Source organism: Myroides odoratimimus, assembly GCF_030326305.1.
Lineage (GTDB): Bacteria > Bacteroidota > Bacteroidia > Flavobacteriales > Flavobacteriaceae > Flavobacterium > Flavobacterium odoratimimum_A.
The window spans coordinates 1-18,278 of sequence record NZ_JACAKB010000024.1 but is presented as its reverse complement, the minus strand read 5'-3'; the positions used below and the strand labels follow the sequence as shown (position 1 = coordinate 18,278).

Annotated in this window: 21 protein-coding genes and 1 tRNA gene; 7 read left to right on the top strand and 15 right to left on the bottom strand. The window is 30.4% G+C overall.

Translation table 11 applies throughout. The features are described from left to right. Positions 1-34 precede the first annotated feature (34 nt). Positions 35-760: a hypothetical protein gene (locus HX049_RS14515; protein WP_286416733.1), complete on the top strand. Its 726-nt coding sequence runs from the start codon at positions 35-37 to the stop codon at positions 758-760. Between the two features lie 76 nt (positions 761-836). Here the strand turns inward: HX049_RS14515 and HX049_RS14510 are convergent, their stop codons facing one another. From HX049_RS14510 to HX049_RS14485, 6 genes are all read right to left on the bottom strand, one after another. After that, positions 837-1,352, bottom strand: coding sequence for a hypothetical protein (locus HX049_RS14510; RefSeq protein ID WP_286416732.1), 516 nt, complete (start codon positions 1,350-1,352; stop codon positions 837-839). Between the two features lie 84 nt (positions 1,353-1,436). After that, a complete protein-coding gene (locus HX049_RS14505; RefSeq protein ID WP_286416731.1) occupies positions 1,437-2,843 on the bottom strand; it encodes a PLP-dependent aminotransferase family protein in 1,407 nt (468 codons plus the stop codon). 80 nt (positions 2,844-2,923) lie between these two features. After that, positions 2,924-3,589 carry a metallophosphoesterase family protein gene (locus HX049_RS14500; RefSeq protein ID WP_286416729.1) on the bottom strand — a complete coding sequence of 222 codons (666 nt, stop codon included), beginning with the start codon at positions 3,587-3,589 and terminating at the stop codon, positions 2,924-2,926. Positions 3,590-3,658: 69 nt separating this feature from the next. After that, complete coding sequence (locus HX049_RS14495) at positions 3,659-3,835, bottom strand: histone H1 (protein WP_006259332.1); 177 nt, start codon at positions 3,833-3,835, stop codon at positions 3,659-3,661. A 324-nt stretch (positions 3,836-4,159) separates the two neighbouring features. Next, entirely contained in the window at positions 4,160-4,585 is a 426-nt protein-coding gene (locus HX049_RS14490; RefSeq protein ID WP_006259333.1) for an acetyltransferase, read from the bottom strand. 59 nt (positions 4,586-4,644) lie between these two features. Further along, a complete protein-coding gene (locus tag HX049_RS14485; RefSeq protein ID WP_286416727.1) occupies positions 4,645-5,223 on the bottom strand; it encodes a Crp/Fnr family transcriptional regulator in 579 nt (192 codons plus the stop codon). A gap of 245 nt (positions 5,224-5,468) precedes the next feature. Here HX049_RS14485 and HX049_RS14480 point away from each other — a divergent pair. Together HX049_RS14480 and HX049_RS14475 are read left to right on the top strand one after the other, a co-directional pair. Further along, positions 5,469-5,553, top strand: a tRNA-Ser gene (locus HX049_RS14480). 125 nt (positions 5,554-5,678) lie between these two features. Then, positions 5,679-7,388 (top strand): AIPR family protein, encoded by a 1,710-nt coding sequence (locus HX049_RS14475; RefSeq protein WP_286416724.1) that lies wholly within the window; start codon positions 5,679-5,681, stop codon positions 7,386-7,388. Between the two features lie 383 nt (positions 7,389-7,771). Here HX049_RS14475 and HX049_RS14470 read toward each other — a convergent pair whose 3' ends face one another. After that, positions 7,772-8,242, bottom strand: coding sequence for a JAB domain-containing protein (locus HX049_RS14470; RefSeq protein ID WP_286416723.1), 471 nt, complete (start codon positions 8,240-8,242; stop codon positions 7,772-7,774). A 185-nt stretch (positions 8,243-8,427) separates the two neighbouring features. Further along, a complete protein-coding gene (locus HX049_RS14465) occupies positions 8,428-10,098 on the bottom strand; it encodes a hypothetical protein (RefSeq protein ID WP_286416722.1) in 1,671 nt (556 codons plus the stop codon). Positions 10,099-10,241: 143 nt separating this feature from the next. On the opposite strand from HX049_RS14465, the gene HX049_RS14460 reads away from it, so the two are divergent. The 3 genes from HX049_RS14460 (at position 10,242) to HX049_RS14450 (ending at position 12,058) form a co-directional block, all read left to right on the top strand. Further along, positions 10,242-10,901, top strand: a complete 660-nt coding sequence (locus HX049_RS14460; RefSeq protein ID WP_286416720.1) for a hypothetical protein — start codon at positions 10,242-10,244, stop codon at positions 10,899-10,901. A gap of 81 nt (positions 10,902-10,982) precedes the next feature. After that, positions 10,983-11,513, top strand: coding sequence for a hypothetical protein (locus HX049_RS14455; protein ID WP_286416719.1), 531 nt, complete (start codon positions 10,983-10,985; stop codon positions 11,511-11,513). 2 nt (positions 11,514-11,515) lie between these two features. Then, positions 11,516-12,058, top strand: coding sequence for a hypothetical protein (locus HX049_RS14450; RefSeq protein WP_259190708.1), 543 nt, complete (start codon positions 11,516-11,518; stop codon positions 12,056-12,058). Between the two features lie 82 nt (positions 12,059-12,140). Here the strand turns inward: HX049_RS14450 and HX049_RS14445 are convergent, their stop codons facing one another. From HX049_RS14445 to HX049_RS14415, 7 genes are all read right to left on the bottom strand, one after another. Then, the gene (locus HX049_RS14445) at positions 12,141-12,548 is read right to left on the bottom strand and encodes a helix-turn-helix domain-containing protein (RefSeq protein ID WP_006265427.1); all 408 of its coding nucleotides are present in this window, start codon (positions 12,546-12,548) and stop codon (positions 12,141-12,143) included. Positions 12,549-12,662: 114 nt separating this feature from the next. After that, the gene (locus HX049_RS14440; RefSeq protein WP_286416715.1) at positions 12,663-13,010 is read right to left on the bottom strand and encodes a hypothetical protein; all 348 of its coding nucleotides are present in this window, start codon (positions 13,008-13,010) and stop codon (positions 12,663-12,665) included. Positions 13,011-13,012: 2 nt separating this feature from the next. Then, on the bottom strand, positions 13,013-13,927 hold the full coding sequence (locus tag HX049_RS14435) for a relaxase/mobilization nuclease domain-containing protein (RefSeq protein ID WP_286416712.1): 915 nt from the start codon (positions 13,925-13,927) through the stop codon (positions 13,013-13,015). Between the two features lies 1 nt (position 13,928). After that, positions 13,929-14,228: a plasmid mobilization protein gene (locus HX049_RS14430; RefSeq protein ID WP_286416710.1), complete on the bottom strand. Its 300-nt coding sequence runs from the start codon at positions 14,226-14,228 to the stop codon at positions 13,929-13,931. A gap of 177 nt (positions 14,229-14,405) precedes the next feature. Next, the gene (locus HX049_RS14425; RefSeq protein ID WP_286416709.1) at positions 14,406-15,293 is read right to left on the bottom strand and encodes a CHC2 zinc finger domain-containing protein; all 888 of its coding nucleotides are present in this window, start codon (positions 15,291-15,293) and stop codon (positions 14,406-14,408) included. 218 nt (positions 15,294-15,511) lie between these two features. Continuing rightward, positions 15,512-16,744, bottom strand: a complete 1,233-nt coding sequence (locus HX049_RS14420; RefSeq protein ID WP_286416707.1) for a primase-helicase family protein — start codon at positions 16,742-16,744, stop codon at positions 15,512-15,514. Positions 16,745-16,810: 66 nt separating this feature from the next. Continuing rightward, a complete protein-coding gene (locus tag HX049_RS14415; RefSeq protein ID WP_286416705.1) occupies positions 16,811-17,110 on the bottom strand; it encodes a DUF3853 family protein in 300 nt (99 codons plus the stop codon). A 273-nt stretch (positions 17,111-17,383) separates the two neighbouring features. On the opposite strand from HX049_RS14415, the gene HX049_RS14410 reads away from it, so the two are divergent. Next, positions 17,384-18,187, top strand: a complete 804-nt coding sequence (locus tag HX049_RS14410; RefSeq protein ID WP_286416704.1) for a hypothetical protein — start codon at positions 17,384-17,386, stop codon at positions 18,185-18,187. The last annotated feature ends 91 nt before the right edge of the window (positions 18,188-18,278 follow it).

Genomic DNA, 18,278 nt, shown 5'->3' with positions numbered 1-18,278 from the left:
TACTAGTTGTACCTCAAATAGAAGGTATCAAAAAATGAGTAATAAACAAATACTAGAATTAATAAAAATTGACGCTCTTAATGATAAAGTTTATAAAATATTATCTCCAAATAATGATCTTATAAATTATGAACAAGCGTCTATATACTCTCCCAAAAAATATACTGTAGATAGATACGTAGACCAACAAAACGATTCTACAATTTTAAAATTTAGAAAAATCACTAGAAAAGATATAGCATTTAAAAAGACTATGCTATTGTATCAAACTTATGGGACATATACTGACACTATTAATACTAAATTAGATATCGACTGTACCCAAATAGATAATCTTCTAAAAGATGCTTACCTAAAAGATAAAGAAAATAGATTAAGTGGTACAATCGACCTGAAAGTTGATGCACTGAATCAAAGATTATTATTTAACATCTTTGATCATTGTGATTTTCATACAGCAATAGTAAACAAAAAAGAAAGTAGTTACCATGCTCTTGTCATATTATTACATTCTAATACTAAATATCAAAAGAAATATTTCAAACAAATAAAAAAGGCTATAAAACTAGGTTATTTAGACCCCAAACACTTGGCTTACTTACAAGATAAAATAGCTACAGGCGAAGAAATCCCTCAAAAATATGGAATACAATCGACTTATGATGACAATGGAAAGCTAATATTATACCCTTATGATAATCTCAAAAAAGTAAATCAGAGAAGAAAAGCTCTAGGGCTTGAGCCCCTCAACATACAATAATAAAAATGGCCATAAACAAATTGTTCACAGCCATAATCAAAATTAACTTATAAAATATACTCTTTATCAAAAGAACTTATTCACTAGATTTCCATCTTATCATGATATAAGAAGGCTTATTAAAAGGTTCTATAACAGACTCTTGATTAATCTCAAACCCCCACTCTTTCAAGAAAGGAATTAAAGGGTTGTTCTGTAAAAGCTCTATCCATATTGCGTCATAATTACGGGTTAAGGATAAACTCTTTTGCCATAAAGACTCTCTTACTTCTTCCTCATTATACTCAGAATTGATATAAAAAGGTTCAAGATTAATAACTTTTTTATCCTTTAATACTTCTGGTTGTATTACTTGTTTAATCATCACAAACCCCGCAGGTACTTCTTGCTTAAATACTGTTAGCATTTGTGTACTTAGATTATTCAGTTCTAATACAGCTTCTTTATGATTTAATTGTTGAGTTATATATTGATTTAATTGCTCTATTTCCACTGTATCCGCATACATTTCTCTTATTTGAGCTTCTCTTAATTGAAAAAGAATACCAAGTCCTTCTTCAGTTCCTATTGTGAATTTCGATATTACATCCATATTATTTCATGTTTATCTACAAACATACCCTTTTCTATCCCATTTGTTTCGATACAGTATTCTAAAAAAGCATCGGTACATCACTTATAATATAGACTCTCCTACTCTTCTTATGGCTTCTAGATTGTGTAAAGTAAGTTGTTTAGAGAATACTGCTCTAAAGCAATTATCGTATACATCTGTAAAGGAGAAAGTCTCTCCAGGTGTAAACTGTACTCCTTCTTCTGTACATCGCTTATAGAAAAAGTTCATATCTATATGTGCAGGTAATTGAACCCATGTACAATACCCTCCTTGTGGAAGTTGAACATGAATAGAATCAGGAAAACTATGAATTAATTGCTTCACCAACTGTAATGCTTGACGCTCTAATTGCTGACGAAAAACTCTAAGATGCTTATCATAAGCTGAAGATTGAAGAAGCTTTAACATTACCTCTTGATTTATAGGAGATACCGAACGCCCTAGAGCGAACTTCAAGCGCTCTGCTTCTGAAAAAAACTGTCCTGCTGCTAACCATCCTAACCTAATACCTGGTGCTAACGATTTAGAAAAAGACGAATATGTCATTACTAATCCTGCTTCATCATAGTTACGAATATTACTGGGTCTACTTCCCTTAAAATAAAGACAGCCAAAAACATCATTTTCTATGATGGGTACATTGTGATATAGAGCGGTTTCATAAACTGCTTTTTTACTCTCCTCTGTCATTAATATTCCAGTAGGATTATGAAAATTAGGAGTTAGTACAATCGCTTTTATATTATTAGTTGCACAGACCTTTTTTAAATAATCTGTATCAAATCCATCATACGCACGAACAGGTATTTCTATTGTCTTTAGCTTCAGACTAGCAATAACTTCTAAAATAGAGAAGATACATGGGCTCTCCACTGCTATAATATCATTAGGTGAAGTAATAGAGCTTAAAGCAATATATAGTGCTTGTAATGCTCCATCAGTCACCAAAAGTTCATCTGATGATATGGAAGCTCCATGAAGTCCAGCTCTCTTGACTAATAAATCTCTTAGCTCATCTGCCCCATTATTAGGATAATAACGAAGTAAAGATGCTCCTTTTTCTCTTATTACCTCTTGCATTGTTTTGAGAACTAATTTTTGAGGAATAAAGAGGTCAGATGGACTCGCTTCATTCAGTATTGTCTGACTAGTATCACTTATTGGATTCGTTATAAGATGTATTTTCTTTCTAAAAACTGCATCGCGAGGGATAATAGGTAATTCTACTTCTAAATTTTGTTCCGCAAGACAATCAGATACAATATACCTAGAGCGAGGCACACTAGTGACCAAACCCTTAAATACAAGGTAATCATAACCACTCTGAACAGAACTTATACTTAAGTTGTATTCTTTTTTTATAGCACGAACAGAAGGTAATTTATCTCCAGGCTTTAATAATCCTTTATTTATTCCCTCTTCTATTTTATCCGTAAAAATACTATACTTATATTCCTTCATTCTCATATAATCAGTTCGTAGAGATTCTTCATGACTTCACACAATATTGTAAGTAGAATTAAAACTACTCTCTATCAAAGATACAATTATTCATTATTCTCTGATGCTATATCACGCCTATCTGTAGGTATATTTACAATCTCAATAACATTAGCTACTTGATCTAACTTAATACCAGTTAACCCATAACCATAATAAGCTCCTGTATCTATATTATACGAGTGGCTATCTAAAGTATACTGAGGATGATTTTGTTTTAAAGGAGTATGACCATGAACTTGTAGTTTATGAAGATTGACAAGTGGCTTACGTGTCCATAACACCCCATCCCAATTAGACTCATCATAAGGATTAGTCGTATCACATACTCCTGCATGTGTGGCAATAAATGAAGAAGTCTCAAACTTAAGTGGTAATTTTTCTAAGTGTGGTAAAAGGTTTTGCAAATCTACATGATGCCTTTGAAAGTCTTCTAAAGTGGCTAAACCACACTGAGATGTCCATATTTCATGACGTCCATCCTTGATATACTGAATAAGTTCAGCTTCATGGTTTCCCTTAAGAACAGTTACTGATAATGTTGTATCATTTAATAAGGCTAAACACTTCTCTACGACTAACCAACTATAATTGCCCCTATCTATTAAATCTCCTACTAATATTAAATGCTCATTAGAAGAATCCCACTGCTCTAGAAGAGAACAAAACGTGTGATAACAACCATGTATATCACCAATGATAAAATAGTTCATGCTCTTTTTATAAAACACAAACTTAAAGAATAAAAAAACTCCTACTTAGTAAAGTAGGAGTTTTTATTATTATTGTTTTGAAGCATCTAAAGAAGCTTTTCTAAACTCTTTTAAAAGTTTTTCAATAGATAAAGAAGCTTTACGTGCTCTTGTACCTGCAGCTTTATTTCCGTTTTCTAATTGTAAAGCTGAATCTTGTTGGAACGCTTCAAACTCAGCGTTGATTTTTTCGATTAATTCTTTCATGGTAATTTTTACATTTTAAATATGTATTACAAAAATAGAATATAATCTCACATATACACAGTATTTACTGACTTTTTTACCACTTTACCTCTCTCTTTTAGCACTTGATATTTTTACTTTATTGTGTTTTAAACGGTAAATATCACCTAATCCACTCACTTTCAACACACCAAAGCTAAACGCATCGAATGTACCGTCATTACTACATTTCGCTAAAAAAGTGGACAGATATTACTCAAAACAGATCAGTTCCTATAGATTTAGTCCTTAAAACATCCTGTTTCTATACAAAAAACCGTCATTTTCCATTACTCGTAGGAATAATTACAAGCTTAAATGTAAGATAGGATAAGGCTTTCCTTGTCCGTCTGTCTCAGACCTGTTTACTGATTTGAACCCCATATGTAAATAAAATCCAACTGCTTGTTGATTTTGTTCATTTACATCTACTTTAGTAATATGAAGTCTATCTTTAGCATAATTTAATAACAATTTACCTATTCCTTGTCCACGAAAATCATTGTGTATGAACAACATTTCTAAGTTTCCATCAGCAACACCGATAAAGCCAGTCATTCTTCCTTCTTGGTTAAGATGAACATACAACTCTACGAATTCAAAATAACTAGGTATAGTCTTTTTAAAATACTCAAAATCTTCTCTTGCTAAAAAATCATGAGTATGTATTACTGCACTTTCCCATATCTCTACTAACACTGGATATTCTTGACTCTTTACTTTTCTAATCATAATTTTAAATTTAATAGGGCAAATTTCTAAGCTTTGACAGACAATCTACTGAACCTGGGTTAAAAAATTCGCTTGCGAATTCTACTCAGCCCTTGTGGAGTAATTCCCAAATAAGAAGCTATATCTTTTAAGGGGATATAATTAAATGCCACTCCATACTCTTCTTGCATTCTCAAATAATATTCTTCTGAAGAATACTTGATTAGATCTATATTCCGCTGTAGGAGACGATTTAAAAGCCTTGCTGTTAATTTTCCGAACATTATCTCTAATCCAGAAATAGAAGCGTATAAATCGCTTATTTGCTCTTTATTAATTCGATATACTACTGCATCCATAACAGCTTGTACAGAAAAATCCGCTCGCTCTTGAAGTGAAAAAGAAATATTCGACATAGAAAAAGTTCCTTCTTTACAAAACCAAAATGTTTGTTCTACACCTTTAGTATCAATAGTCCAACATTTAAATACTCCTTCATAAATAAAATAACTATACTGTTCTACCTCTCCTTCTTTTATTAGGTATTCATTTTTAGAAATGGTAATTCGTTCGAAGTATTCATCAAACAAAGCATATTGTGAAGAAGTAAATACAGCTAATTCGACTTCAAACTCTTTTAATAACTTTTCTAAAAGCATATTTTACTTATTAACTTGATAAATATATAAAAACACTTAGAAAAGTCAAGGAGGTAGAAATAAAAAAGCCTATTCATACAGGTTTGTACAAAAAAAGTCGGCTTTTTAAATAATTATTACCAACTCATTTTAAACAAGTTATAAAAACAATATAAAAAAGATGTTCTTTTTTATTCAAAATCTCTTGCAAAGCCCAGTATTTGCAGTATATTTGCACTCGCAATACGGAAGTAATGTAGACCTCTGGAGAAATGGCAGAGTGGTCGAATGCGGCGGTCTTGAAAACCGTTGACTGTAACAGGTCCGGGGGTTCGAATCCCTCTTTCTCCGCAGTTTACCTTGATTATCAGGTAGTTATAAGTATAACACCCAATTTTACACCCAAAAATGTAAAGTTGGGTTTTTTTATATCTTTTATTTAGGTAAATTAGCTTTTCAAAAAGACTATATTTATTATGAATAATAAAATAATTTTAAACGGTTGCATACAACAATTCAAAGAAGCAAATCAATTAACAGTTAATAACGATGAAATATTTGAACTTTTCTCTTTAGTACAAATAACTAAAGGTTATGACTTAACGTTTGAATCTTTGCAAGAGTCAATAGTTGATGGTGGCAATGATGGAGGGATAGATTCCATCATAACTTTAGTAGATGATTTTGTCATAGACTCAATAGAAGATCTTGATGATATAATTTTTGACAGAAAAAAAAATGTTACAATTATTATTTCACAATGTAAGAATGAAAATTCATTCAAAGAACTAGCTATAGATCGATTGATAACTTCTATTCCAGAACTTTTTAGTCTTGAAAAAACAACAAGAGACTTATTACAAAGATTTAATCCTAATATTGTAGAAAAAGGAAGTATAGCGAGAGAATCTTGGAAAAAATGTATGGCAGCAGGTGCGAAGTTAAAAATAATTTTCAACTATTGCGCAAATGCAGAAAACATTGAAATTAATAATATATTCGAATTAAAAGTAAATCAACTAAAAGGTTTATCAGAACAGATATTTATTGGAGCAGATATAAGTTATTTTAATTATAGTTGCAGAGAACTATTAAAACTCTATCAAATTCGACGTGATAAAAGATTACAAATTGTATTTAAAGAAACACCTCTTTCAACTAGCTATAACGATGATGGTATAGGATACGTAGGAACTGTTAAACTGTCAAATTATAAATCTTTTTTAACTGACGAAGATGACAAAATAAGAGAAGATCTCTTCGAAAGTAATATTAGACATTTTCAAGGTACGGTTGATGTTAATAACAAAATCAAAAATACAATTGATAATCCATCTGAGGAAGACTTTTGGTGGCTAAATAATGGTATAACAATAATTGCCTCGAACCCATCATTAGTTGGTACTACTTTAAGTCTAGATAATATACAAATAGTAAATGGATTACAAACATCATATTCAATTTTTTTACATCATAAATCAGATCAAAATGATAAAAGATCTGTTTTAGTAAAAGTGATTGTTAATGAAGATAAGAAAACTATAGATCATATAATTGCATCAACAAATAGTCAGAATCCAGTATCTGCTGCACTCTTACGTGCAACTGATGATATTCAAAGAAATCTTGAAATATTTTATGGAACTGAGGGTTATTTTTACGATAGAAGAAAAAATTATTATAAGAATCAAGGAAAGCCTGCTAGTAGGATTTTTAGTATCCAAACAACAGCTCAAATTTTGGAATCTTTATTATTTGACAATCCTCATTCTGCAAGATCAAAACCTACATCTTTAATAAAAGACGATGCCACTTATAATAGAATTTTTAGCCAAAGACGTGATTATAGAATTTATCTTAATAGTTGTTTATTAAACAAAAAAGTTATTGAATTATGGTCTAACATTGAAGATCGTACTTTAAAAAATACCCTAACTAATTTTAAGTTACACTTAGCAAGGGTTGTAATATCTTTTGTTTTTGAAAAAGCAAATATAACTGAAAATGATATTCAAGTAATAAGTTTAGATGAAATAAACGATCAAAAATTTGTATTAAGCACACAATTTCTAATTGACTGTATGTCACAATATCAATTAGAAAATATAGAGGCAAATCTAATTAATATGGCAAAAACAAGAGGTTTTACAGATTATATTTTAACTAAATTAACTCAAAAATTCTAAAATACAAATATATAGTTAAAATTGTAATTATTCTTTTTTTGAATTAGAGATTAACTACGAAATGTAATGACCCTATTAGGTAGATGTGTTGTCTGTTATTAAGATATTTACAGATCTATCCTATGAGAGGGTTTTAACAAAACAAAAATGAGGGTATTCCAAAAGAACATCCTCATTTTTGTTAAGTTATATTGAATACTTAAGATTCTACTTATTAATCTTTGTTGTTAAGTAATCGTTTCTATTGAGATTTATTAATAGTAATTTTCACTACTACAAACATTAAAAAACTAATGGTTAAAAGTTAAAAAGCATTATCTATAATTAAGTATATTAATAAAATATTAGAGTTCACCCTCTAATATTTAAATAACAAAGGCATCTTATAAGATGCCTTCATCTGCAAAAGAGTAGTAACTCTCTGCTGTTATAATTAAATGATCTAAAAGATTAATATCAAGTATTTTACTTGCTTCTTTAATCTTTCTTGTGATTTGTCTATCAGCATCACTTGGTGCTAATTTTCCTGACGGATGGTTATGTATAATCAAAAATCCCACTGCATGCGCTTTTAAAAGAGCGGAGAAAATGATTCTTAAATCTACTATTGTACCTGTTATTCCTCCTGAGGAAACTTCTAATACTCCAAGTACTTTATTGTTGTTTGAAAGCATAAGTACTTTAAACTGTTCTAATAATTCAATCTTATTACTATCCCATGCTTTTAATGCTATTTGATAGGCATTGTAAGAAGATGTAATCTGAGGTCTCTGTGAAGCCTTTACTTTTGATTTGTAAATCAATTCTACTTCTGAGGCAATAAGCCAATCTGTGTTTAAAACTGTAGTTTCCATACTATTAAATTTTTTAAATTAATTATGGAGCCACAATTGGTAATGGCTTAGCGAGCACAAGAAGCAACGCAATAAAGCGAAGACTTTAGTCAAGCATTTATGGGGGAATTTCTTGTTAGCGAACCGCTAGGCATTGCCTAACTTTGTGCAATTATTAATAAAAATAAAACTATAATCAATGTGTCTTAATCTTTAACCTGATAACACTCTTTAGCAAATTCATAAAGCTTACCAATGAAATAATAAACTCTGTTCCACTGTTCTTCTGTGTATTTAACCGTTGGGTATTTGATATTAGGATAATTTCTAAGACATGTATAATTCTCAAATAACATTTCCTTTATCTCCTTATTACAGTCAATAACAAGACCTAATTCAGGAGCATACCATTGAATTAAACGCCATAAATAACTTGTAGTGTGTACTTGTGGCATATAATCTATTTTAGCAAAGAGTATAGCCATTAAAAGTTGTTGTAAGGTATACTTATAAAAAATCACATCTGCATCACTCTGACAGCCTTCTATTTGATAACTGAGTCTTTTCACAATAGGTTTAAGCATTGATTTGCACTCAACCCAAAACTTTAATTTAAGTTCACTCAGTGGAAACGTTTCTAAATCTGGATTCTCGGCTATTAAAGGCTCTCCAATCCATAGCTTATCCTCTGTTATATTCTGTTTAAAGAAAGAATGATAAACAGGTATATGTAAATACCAATTTGATTTTTTAATCAGGATTACGGTTACATCAACTAAATCCTCAGTATGAAAAGAAACATATTGCCTTATATTACCCTCTTCATTAATGTGCAATGTCTCAATACTCGCTAGTAATAGTAAATGTAGCTTATAAGAAGTAGAATCATCAGAGTTTAAGAGTATCTGATCGTTAGTTCTTCTCTTAATTAAATAAAATGAATCCACCTTCTTATACTTCAAAAGTATTTTTCTCGTCCGCTCTTCGAGTTCCTCTTGTATTTCCGTTATCTGTTTGGGATTATTTAAAGAGAGTAGCTTTTGCTTGTTTACCATGAGCTTATATTTAGTGAGTATTCTATTTGGTATTTCTACGTACATTGCTTTTAAAAAATCCTGAGCTATGTTAAGTAAATATCCTACTAATGGTTTTTCATAGGGTTCTATCTGTTCAGCATTTTTCTTTGGTTTTAGCTCTTCTCTGAATAATGAAGTCATATCTCTCACATAAAAATCAAAGTCTTGTTTAAAAACATCTTGAACAGTAGAGCAATGGCTAAATACGAAATTTAGAAAAGAAGCAGTACTACACTGAATGCTCCCTGATAATATAGGTTGAACTCTTTCTTTAGTATCTTGTATTACTTGTTTGATACCAAGCATAGCAGATTGTTCATCTATGTGATTAGCTTTCAACTCCTTTTTTAAAGACTTTAAAAACTTAGTGTTTCTTTTGTAATGCTTAGCAAACCATTTAGAAACAAAGCTTTCAAAATCATTTTCTTTCTGTTTAGATTGGTGCAAACTAAATAATGGTTCACTATCGTGTAAAGAACCATAAACGAGATTTTCTTTTTGGCAATTTAATGTTGAATACATTATATTTTGAAAAGAATCGGATTGATAAAAGTCTTTGATACACAAACAGTAAATATTTACTTGGTAGTGATTAATTCCCTTAGTGATCCATTTACTTCTACGTATATTATTTAGTTCAGCAGCATCATAAAAACAAAGAGTAATAATAGGATGATTGAGCAAGTTCTTCTGCGAATAAAAAATAAACCCTACTAAATTTTTTTCGATTAAATCTTCAAGTTCGTGTCTTAATTCGCTTGATAGTTTCAAACTTGAAAGGTTGTTAATGATTGATTTCATAATTACAGTATTTAAGGTTAACAACTGCAAGGTCTTACCTTGATTTACGGTAATCTATTCGAATTAAGGATATTATAGTTTCTAAACGAATAGTTTATACTCTGTAAAGAGATCAAATTTATGAACCTAAAAATTATATTATTATGACTAATAAAGAGAAAATTAAAAGGCTTATAATCAATCGAGAGCAAGTAGTTAATGTGGTGACTATTATAAGTGAAGATGAAATGGTTTTATTGCAAATGATAGATAATATCTTACTTGCATTAAATGATCCAATTGTAATGGAGCATTACAATAACTATCCTAAATATATTGAAGAATACGGGATTGAAAAACTTTTAAAACGGGAAGTTGAGTTCGAAGATAATGCTAAGTTTGAGTTTGAAGTTGTAAATACGTTAATGGCTTTACAATTACTTATATGTTGTGCTTTTGAACTAATCAAAGAGGGTAAGTTAGTTGATTATAAAAAACATGAAAAAGAGGTATTGGAGAAAAATAGCTTTAGAATATATGCCATAGAAAAGATTATAAACATAATAGGCTTTGAGTATTTTATGGCTCACATTTATAATCTTGTTATTCTTGTAGTTGGCAAAGAGAATTACAAGACAATAACTGACTTATTTTCCAGTCAAGATATATCTGTGTTAGAAAAGGAGAATGTACTTGATGATAATCCTATTATGCAATATAATAAGGAAGTTATTATTTGGTTTGGGATGATACGCATATTTATTGATTTAATGACTTGTATTGTTGAACTAAATACAGGCCAAGATAATACTCTGGTTGATTAAAAGCATATTTTATCCTTGATATAGAATAGTTTACCAATACAAGGGAAGGTATTTTTATATAAACCTTAAAAGACCTGAATTATGAAAAAAGTAAAAATTCCCTTAGAAGCTCATATATGGTATAGAGAGCCTATTAAAAATCCTTATGATATGTTATCTCGTTTGTTTGAAGTTGTAATTCCTTCTGAATTAAAACAATATTTAAGCGAATTAATGGTCTATACTCATAAAAGCGAAATATATCAACAACAGAGTCCTCATGTCGTTTTTTTAATCTATTCTATACTACGTTCAATAGTGCGCGGTAGTTATAAAATACGAAGTAACTCAAATAAGTATTATATTCTTAAACCATTAAAGAAATCAACTGTAGCTGAGTCTAAAGTATTTTTGGGATCATTGTCATTAGATGAGTATTTAAACCCTTACATGGTATTTGAGGATGTTTTTGAAAAACAATCAGTAATAGATATAGAGATTGATTTGTTTGAAATTGTAGAGTTTGCACTTGGTAATTTTATAGAACCACCTTCTACAGAAATTAATATTTCTTTTATCAATGTCAATAGATTGATTGAGGCATGTTGGTTGATATGTGAAAGAACTGAATAGTCATGGCAAAACAAGAACATTCATTAGAATCATACTATTGGACAAAAGACAATGTTGAATGTCCATACGAACTACTGAACTGGCTTAGAGAACTTGCGGATATTGAATATTTTCAAGAACAATTACGAAGTTATTGTTGCTATACTTTAAGTCATAAGATGTATGATAAAATCAGTGCTTCTGAAGTTATCTATGATGCAACTGTTTTACAATCTATATTTAAAGCAGGATATAAGATATATCTAAAACCAAAGAAGTTTACTAAAAAAGGACTTACTGTTTCGGAAGTATCTGAGAAAGAACTAAAAAAATTGAAGTATCTTAATAATGATGAATATAAGAATCCCTATATAGTATTTGAGAATGTCTTTAATCGATTTACTATTGAACAAGTAAGTAAATCATTCTTTGATTTAATTTTAGCTACAATGGCTAATAGTTTATATCATAAAGATTATTGTTGCAATGTCTCAATGCTGAACTTTCATAAAATGTTGGATGCTTGTAAACTCATTCAGCAAAGAGATAAAACTACTTATCAATAAATATTTATCTAAAAAAGAAAAAGGTAGAATACCCTTCATAGTAATTCTACCTTTTTTTATTATATACGATATCATCTAATGCCTACTTACTTTGAATAAGCTTTTCTAAACGATTCATCATTTCTTCTTTCTCTTTAAGCATACGCTCATACAAGGCAATCTTTTCTTCGTGAAGCTTCACAATTGCATCAATAGGACTATTATTGAAAATTGGATTTTGATTAACTGCAACAGAACCATTATCAAACGTATTTGAAATAATATTAATCGCCTGCTGTTCATCAAAATTTTCAATTGCTTCAACAGGTATCTTAAGTACCTTAGAAATCTGCTGTAAAAGAGAATTATCAATTACTTCCTTCTGTTCCAATACAGATATCTTCTTTTGATTCCAATCATCTCCCAAATCAAAGGCAAGAACTTCTTGTTTGATTCCAAGCATTTCTCTAAAACGCTTTACATTTCTTCCTTGATGTATTTTATGTTCCATAATTAATAGCTTAGTTTAAGAAGGCTCAAAAGATACAGCCATTGATTTAAAAAAGATTGAATCGTAAAGTTACACAAAAAACTAATATTTGAAATACTTCAACTAACAATGTTGCTATTTCAGTTTGTATATGCACAAACAAGTAACCAAGAAAAAGAAGATATTAAGCAGTACTAAGTACAGAATCTTTTTTGAGTTGATAGATTTATTTACCTTGTAATGCTGTTCATTAATAGCTTGTAATCTAACACAAAAGTGATCAAGATAAGAATGAAGCCGTTCTGTTTGTTGCTCTTCTACTTTTTTAAGCTCTGACAGATTTACTTTTACTTCAATGCTATTTAATTTGTATGAAAGCTCTGTTTGTTGAGCGATATTCTGCTTCATTGTTTCTTGCAAGTAAACTACTTGTTGAAAGAGTAACTCAGTGAGTTCTGTTAGTGTTGGTTGATGTTTTGCCATAATTATCGTCTTATTGTTCGTTTTTTCTTTTTAGTGATATCAGGAGTATAGTCTTCATAGTAATTGCCATAAGAGTTTAGAAAACTAAACAGACTTGCTGTGTTTGTATTCCAATTCTCAAATGAAATTTGTTGGTCTTGATCTTTAAGTAGAACAGCATGAAATAAATCATCATTACGTTTGGGAGTGTTATTTTCAAACAGCTTATTTAGTTTTAGATTGCGGTCAACCTCACTTGCTTTTAGATTTGTATTAGTTGGTAAGTGAATAAATCGATACCCTTGAATATTGCCTTGTTTGTTTACGCTCGGTTTTACTTCTATTTGATGCATACGCATCATATCAATATACTGTTGTAAGCTTTTAGGACGCTCTTTTAAAACAAGATAATGAGCTTTTTTAATCTCTTGGGCTACTTGCTTCTGATTAGCTTTTACTTGTTCTTTTTTGTTTTCGTTTTCTTGTCTTATAGAAGTCCAACCATATTTTAAAGCTACTCCATGAGCAATGCGCTGCGCTTGAAATCCGATATAATTATCCTTAAGTGCTTTTGCGTTTTCATCAATGCGATTAGCCAGTATGTGAATGTGTTTATGTTCTTTTTCAGTGTGAACAAAAGCGATGTATTGCGCATGTTTGGGATCTAACTTTAAACCAACTAAAAAATCATGGACAAGATTGTTTAAATCTTTATCTGTCATCTTCTTACTATCTTCAATAGTAGGAGAAATAACAACGGAGATTGTATTGTTCTTACAGCGTGAGTTTTGATTTTGTAGAATCTGCATAGTTTGAAACATATCTTTCGGAGTTTCCCCCGAAAGATTGTTTCTAACAAGTTCATAGCCTTTGTTTGGATTAATCACATAATTAAAAAGAGCAGCTGCTCCAATACACGTTTTTGCTTTAGCTATCATATTATTTTAGTTTTTGAAGGTGAACTCTAATTAAGTTTGCAGTTTCAATAGTAGCTTCTTTTACACCTGTGGTATCTCCAAGTTTAAACAGGTTACCAATTCTTCTGAAGTTATCAGCAAACTTGTTTAGTAGTTTGTAAACCTCAATTTCATCTTGTGTTAGTTTGTAGCTAAGTGCGTACCCAAGTGCAGTACTACGCAGGTACTCAGAAACGCTGCAACCAATTTTATCTGCTTTGTTTTTTATAAGCAGAGATTCTGTTAGGGTAACTCTAAATTCTATCTTGTGTTCTCTTTTCATCGTCTTACTAATTTTGCGACCTTCGGGAGAAAAACGAGTGGTCTTTGTTTCGATTCAAATTTTCAATTTGTAAGGACAAAGACACATCTCGATAATTAGGACGTCAAATCACAGTGCAAAACCCACAGGTCAAATCGCCTTTGTAGTGTCCACAAGTCAAATAACATCCTGTAATTTTCACACCGAATTATCTGGGTTAATAGTTAATAAATAATCATTCAAGTCTTTGTACTCTTGATAGGCTAATCGTCCGTCAACGGTAATATTTCTGTAAGTATCAAATACTTTTTCAGTAGCTAAATCACCCGCTTTGTCATTATCAAAAAGACAAATAATCGATTTATATTTAATTTTATCAGACTTATACAGATAAGAGTTGGACTCTTTTAGCAATGTGTTATTTAGGGTTGTAACTGAATTGAGTATGATATAATCAAATTGGTATTCTGTATTTGGGTAAAGAGTCAGAAAGCTTATAAAGTCACTCCAAGACTCTAAGAGGATAACCTTATTTGAGTTATTAGAAAAATAAGAAACAGCTTTAGAACCTAAACACATCTTTACATACTTGTTTCGAAGTTCATACCCGTTTTTATCATTCCTAAATCCAATAGCATAATACGATTTGTCATTTAAGGAGTAGTGTATCTCTTTACAATACTTTTTAAGCATTCTAAGACATAGTTTTCTACTTTTGGCATACTGTATAAGATAGGTATTAGTTACCTCTTTAATTGATGTTATTTCGTAATTATTTTCACTTTGAGAAGTCGTGTTTAAAACAGTCGGCTGAACAAATGAAAAAACATTGTTGTCTAAAATGCTCAAAGCAGATTTTAGATCACAATTATTATATCGCATTACAAAATCGAGTGTTGTTCCACCAGTACCTTCTCCAAAATCATAATAGAGGTTCTTGGCTAAGTTGACTTTAAATGAAGGTGTTTTTTCCTGTCTAAAAGGACTGATATACCACCAACTCTCATTAGCTATTCTCTTGGGACTATAACCTAACTTTTCAAGTAGGTCAATTATTCTTATTTGTTTGGCTGTATCACAATTCATAGTCTTTTGGGTTAAAGGGTTAAAAATGTGTTTTATTTGATGCAATGATGCAGAAAACACATATCTAATTGAAATTCAGCAAAGTACTCTGCATCACTCTTGCATCACTGCATCAAACTGATTCTGTTTTCTGCATCACTCTTGCATCAAATAAGGTCTTTTTTAAGTTTGATGCAGAGTTTGATGCAAGTCAAAATATTGTTTATCAAGTGTTTAATTCATTCTTGCATCAAAGCATCAAATGTTTTATAGAAAAAAGGTTTTTCTATGGTATAATACCGTCCTCTGCGTTCTACTTTTACAAACTCTCCGTGAGATAAAAGTTCTATTCCTTGATAAGATTTTGTGTTATCCTCTGGAGTGAAATTCCATTTTTTTAAAGTCTTTCTTATTTCACTTGCAGAGATAAAAAGCCTTGGGTTTATTTTTCGAAGCAAAAGCAGAATATCATTTGGAGCAATACAAAGTACTTGTTCGTCTATCTTTTCGAAACAAAGATGTATTAGCTCTATCATAGCTACTTCAACTTTGTTTTTACTGATTAGCTTTAACAGTGACTCTGTGAGTATCTGCTTGGGAGTAAACCACATTCGTGTTTTTTGCTTTGACTCTAAAGGTCTTAGAAGTAAAAACGCAATGAAATAGGGTATCTCCTTTTTGAGCTTATTTACAAAAAAGACATCTTCGGATTCAATGGGCTTAATCTTTCTAATCCAAAACCTGATTTCCTCTTCATCTATTTGAATAAAGTTGTCCTCGTTGTTTGAACACAAGATAAACTTGGCAAAGAACTCAATCTCTTGTCTGTCTTTTCCCTTGGCTTCCACTTTGTCTTTATCGGTGGTGGAGAGATACTTTAAGCGTTCTGTTATCTCCTTTCTATCAAAGAATACTTCATCTATAGCAACAAGTAACATACTTGCCCAATCGGCATTGAATTGAGAGCTAAAGGAATCTCCTTTGATGTAGGTCATATTAAGCCCAAAGATTGTCTTAAGCCACTTTATAAAAGAACTCTTTCCAGTAGCTCTTTCTTTGCTGACCAAGCAAAGTATAGGCAAGGGCTGTGTTGGTTGTTCATATAGCAACTTTAGGTAATCTAATCCATAGAGATACTGTTCTCCAAAGATGTGCTTTACAAAATGTAAAGAGTTTGGAATGTTGTTCTCTAACTGTTGCAAACTCAGCTTATCTTCATTTGGCTTTATTGGAAGCTCGTGATAGGTATTGTAAAAGTTATCTACTAAGAGTTGATAGTTTAGATGATCTGGAATACAGCAAAATCCGTCTAATTTTAAAATGTTTTCCAAGTATGACTTTCCATGATCTGATACAATAGTTTCACGGTTCCACCGAACTCTTACTTTAACTTTATCCCCAGATATTAATGGTTTTTCGATAATTTTAAAATAAGAAGTTCCTACTCGGATATAAGGTATATCTAAGAACATAATACTTCTTGATTTAAATTAATTGATTGTAATTCTTACAAAGGATGTTTTGTAGTAGTTATCCTTTTACTTCTTTGAAAAGAGTTCTAATGCCAGTTCAGCATCTACAATTATCTTTCTACCATACTGTAAGATTGCACTTTTGATTTTACCTTCTTTTTTGATTTTGTTGGCAGTAGATATACTGCAACCAAATAATTCGGCTATACCTCGTATTCCATAAACGTAACGTTTACTAAGAGTATCATTTGATTGATTAGTAGAAGAATGAGGAGATTCGTTTACTGCTATTTCTTTTAATAAGTTTAATAGCTCTTGTCCTGTCATTTGCCAAACAGGCTTTTCTTTTAATTCGTTTAAATACATGTCATAAAGTTTTTTAGGTTGTACAATTGCTTCGTTCGAACATTGTAAAACTACCTATCAAACTCTGTGATATTATGTGATAAAATGTATTATTTAATTTTATAAACAATTAACAAACAATGAATTACATTTATTTAAGCGTTTTAAAATATGATTTGTGTTTAAATCGTTGTCTAATGATTTTTGAAATACTCTAAAAGCATATTTTTATTGAATTAGTGGATGAATTATTTTCGTATCTTAAGGTATCCCATTGCTAAATCAAAAAATATAATGCATTATCAACAAGAACAATTACTTAGAGAATTAATAGTCCTTAAGGAAGAAGCTAACGATACTATTACTGAGCACCCTTATGATATATTAATACATTCTGTTTTAAATACAATAGAATTAGAAAACTTAATTACTTATTTTATTAAAGGAAGTCCAAAGGAATTTAGAAATAGTATTGATTCAAATATTTCTAAAAGAATAATTAGTATTAAGAACCCTGAGGAACTTTATGAACAATTAAAAGAATCCTTAAAGGATAATAATGAATATTTCCAAAACGTAAGAACAAGAAATATAATGGAGAACCTTCTTGATGTATTAGATACCCGCTATAAGATTGATTTTTTTTATACTTTCTTTAATTCTAAGTATTCTATAAATAAGAAAAGAGCAATTAATTATATTGAGTTTATTGATGAGGATTTAGGAGAGCTATTGTTAAGCTTTATACTTGAAGGGAATTATATAAAATATTTAGATTATTTAATAAATAGGAAATATGAACATATTTTAATAAAAAACATTGATGTTATTTGGACATTAGAATTATGGAATAGTCATAAGAGAAAAATAGTTGAACTTTTGGCTCCAAAATACTTTAATGAATTACTTTTTTTACAAGAAAACGACTATCAACTGCATCTGTATAATTTATTAGTGAACGGAAAAATATCACATTTAGAGTATGCACCCGAGCAAGTACATCTTGTGAGATCTAATTATTCTTCGTATGCACCCGAGCAAGTACATCTTTTGAGATCTAATTATTCTTCTACATTATCCAGGATAAGTTTCTTGTAATTATGAGGATATAAGTCAGCGATATTCTTGTGGTTGATGGATTGAATATTTTCAAGAACATACTTTAGCCATTTATATGGATTAATGTCAT

Bases quoted from the DNA above. Each gene is read 5' to 3' on its own strand.
- HX049_RS14515 (WP_286416733.1), top strand. From the start codon at position 35: ATGAGTAATAAACAAATACTAGAATTAATAAAAATTGACGCTCTTAAT.
- HX049_RS14510 (WP_286416732.1), bottom strand. From the start codon at position 1,352: ATGGATGTAATATCGAAATTCACAATAGGAACTGAAGAAGGACTTGGT.
- HX049_RS14505 (WP_286416731.1), bottom strand. From the start codon at position 2,843: ATGAGAATGAAGGAATATAAGTATAGTATTTTTACGGATAAAATAGAA.
- HX049_RS14500 (WP_286416729.1), bottom strand. From the start codon at position 3,589: ATGAACTATTTTATCATTGGTGATATACATGGTTGTTATCACACGTTT.
- HX049_RS14495 (WP_006259332.1), bottom strand. From the start codon at position 3,835: ATGAAAGAATTAATCGAAAAAATCAACGCTGAGTTTGAAGCGTTCCAA.
- HX049_RS14490 (WP_006259333.1), bottom strand. From the start codon at position 4,585: ATGATTAGAAAAGTAAAGAGTCAAGAATATCCAGTGTTAGTAGAGATA.
- HX049_RS14485 (WP_286416727.1), bottom strand. From the start codon at position 5,223: ATGCTTTTAGAAAAGTTATTAAAAGAGTTTGAAGTCGAATTAGCTGTA.
- HX049_RS14475 (WP_286416724.1), top strand. From the start codon at position 5,679: ATGAATAATAAAATAATTTTAAACGGTTGCATACAACAATTCAAAGAA.
- HX049_RS14470 (WP_286416723.1), bottom strand. From the start codon at position 8,242: ATGGAAACTACAGTTTTAAACACAGATTGGCTTATTGCCTCAGAAGTA.
- HX049_RS14465 (WP_286416722.1), bottom strand. From the start codon at position 10,098: ATGAAATCAATCATTAACAACCTTTCAAGTTTGAAACTATCAAGCGAA.
- HX049_RS14460 (WP_286416720.1), top strand. From the start codon at position 10,242: ATGACTAATAAAGAGAAAATTAAAAGGCTTATAATCAATCGAGAGCAA.
- HX049_RS14455 (WP_286416719.1), top strand. From the start codon at position 10,983: ATGAAAAAAGTAAAAATTCCCTTAGAAGCTCATATATGGTATAGAGAG.
- HX049_RS14450 (WP_259190708.1), top strand. From the start codon at position 11,516: ATGGCAAAACAAGAACATTCATTAGAATCATACTATTGGACAAAAGAC.
- HX049_RS14445 (WP_006265427.1), bottom strand. From the start codon at position 12,548: ATGGAACATAAAATACATCAAGGAAGAAATGTAAAGCGTTTTAGAGAA.
- HX049_RS14440 (WP_286416715.1), bottom strand. From the start codon at position 13,010: ATGGCAAAACATCAACCAACACTAACAGAACTCACTGAGTTACTCTTT.
- HX049_RS14435 (WP_286416712.1), bottom strand. From the start codon at position 13,927: ATGATAGCTAAAGCAAAAACGTGTATTGGAGCAGCTGCTCTTTTTAAT.
- HX049_RS14430 (WP_286416710.1), bottom strand. From the start codon at position 14,228: ATGAAAAGAGAACACAAGATAGAATTTAGAGTTACCCTAACAGAATCT.
- HX049_RS14425 (WP_286416709.1), bottom strand. From the start codon at position 15,293: ATGAATTGTGATACAGCCAAACAAATAAGAATAATTGACCTACTTGAA.
- HX049_RS14420 (WP_286416707.1), bottom strand. From the start codon at position 16,744: ATGTTCTTAGATATACCTTATATCCGAGTAGGAACTTCTTATTTTAAA.
- HX049_RS14415 (WP_286416705.1), bottom strand. From the start codon at position 17,110: ATGTATTTAAACGAATTAAAAGAAAAGCCTGTTTGGCAAATGACAGGA.
- HX049_RS14410 (WP_286416704.1), top strand. From the start codon at position 17,384: ATGCATTATCAACAAGAACAATTACTTAGAGAATTAATAGTCCTTAAG.